Below are 1,450 nucleotides of genomic sequence, written 5' to 3' on the forward strand. Positions count from 1 at the left end.
ATTAGCAGCCATGGTCAGCCGATTCCGCTGCCGGAAGGAGTGTCAGAGCTGGAGATCGGGGCCGCGCTTGGTGTTGTGATTGGACGGACAGCGACGCGGGTGAGTGAAAAGGAGGCGCTGGATTATGTGGCAGGCTACACAATCGTTAACGATGTCAGCCTTCCGCATGCGAGTGTCTATCGTCCAGCGATCAAGCAAAAAGCGCGCGACGGTTTTTGTCCAATCGGCCCTTGGATTGTGAAAAGTGAAGCGGTGGCCAATCCGGATTCATTAACGACACGTGTATGGATTAACGGAGAATTGCGCCAGGAAAATACAACGGCGAATCTTATTCGTTCGGTTGCTAAGCTGTTGGCAGACGTTACGGATTTTATGACGCTGAATGCCGGTGATACACTGCTTGCCGGTGTGCCCGAACAGGCTCCGCTTGCGAAAGCAGGGGATACGGTCCGCATTGAAATCGACGGTGTCGGTGTGTTAGAAAACAAGGTTGTACCTGAAAATGAAACCGCAGGAGGAGGATTACGATGAAACGAGCCAAAGTTGCTTATGCAGGAGCCATTCATGACGCAGTGGAACACGATGGACGCCTAAAGCTGCAAGACGGCCGGATTGTAGACGAACAAGAGGTCGTCTGGCTGCCGCCGGTGGAGCCGCGCACGGTTTTCGCCCTCGGCTTAAATTATGCGGATCATGCGGCTGAGCTCGCTTTTAAGGCACCGGAAGAACCGCTCGTCTTCTTGAAAGGGCCGAACACGTTTATCGGCCACCGCGCTCAAACGCGCCGCCCGGCTGACGTTGAGTATATGCATTATGAGTGTGAACTGGCAGTCGTCATTGGCCGTCCAGCGCGCAACGTTAAACGCGAAGAAGCGTATGACTATGTATCTGGCTACACGATTGTCAACGATTACGCGATCCGCGACTATTTAGAAAACTATTATCGTCCGAATTTGCGCGTGAAAAACCGGGATACGTGTACACCGATCGGTCCATGGTTCGTTGATAAAGAGGACATTCAAGATCCGATGAATTTAACGCTGAAAACCTATGTAAATGGTGAAGTGACGCAAGAAGGAAATACGAAAGATATGGTGTTTGATATTCCTTACTTGATCGAATATTTGAGCAGCTTCATGACGCTCAACGAAGGAGATTTGATTTTAACCGGCACACCGAAAGGATCGGTTGATACGAAAGTCGGCGATGAAGTCATTACCGAAGTGGAAGGCATCGGCCGTCTCGTGAATACGATTGTGGGAGATGAGACGTTTGGCATCACAGCTGCATCTAAGGAAGCGGCATCCAAACAGACAACGTAAAAGGGAGGAAGATTCCATGCCGCATTTTATTATCGAATATACAGATAACATTAAAGCGGAGGCGGACATTCCGGCTCTTCTTAAAAAAATTAATCAATCGCTGATTTCTCACGATGGTGTGTTTCCGA

At 49.9% G+C, this 1,450-nt stretch carries 2 protein-coding genes and 1 pseudogene; all 3 read left to right on the forward strand.

Annotation, left to right across the window (positions count from 1 at the left end; genetic code table 11):
• Positions 1-531 (forward strand): fumarylacetoacetate hydrolase family protein (locus QYG89_RS16965; RefSeq protein WP_404319399.1); only part of this gene is annotated, 531 nt, incomplete at its 5' end.
• On the forward strand, positions 528-1,322 hold the full coding sequence (locus tag QYG89_RS16970) for a fumarylacetoacetate hydrolase family protein (protein ID WP_404319401.1): 795 nt from the start codon (positions 528-530) through the stop codon (positions 1,320-1,322). The genes QYG89_RS16965 and QYG89_RS16970, both read left to right, overlap by 4 nt.
• Positions 1,323-1,338: 16 nt before the next feature.
• Positions 1,339-1,450, forward strand: a pseudogene (locus QYG89_RS16975) (5-carboxymethyl-2-hydroxymuconate Delta-isomerase); the annotation flags it as partial.

The organism is Bacillus lumedeiriae, from assembly GCF_044891285.1.
GTDB lineage: Bacteria > Bacillota > Bacilli > Bacillales > Domibacillaceae > Pseudobacillus > Pseudobacillus lumedeiriae.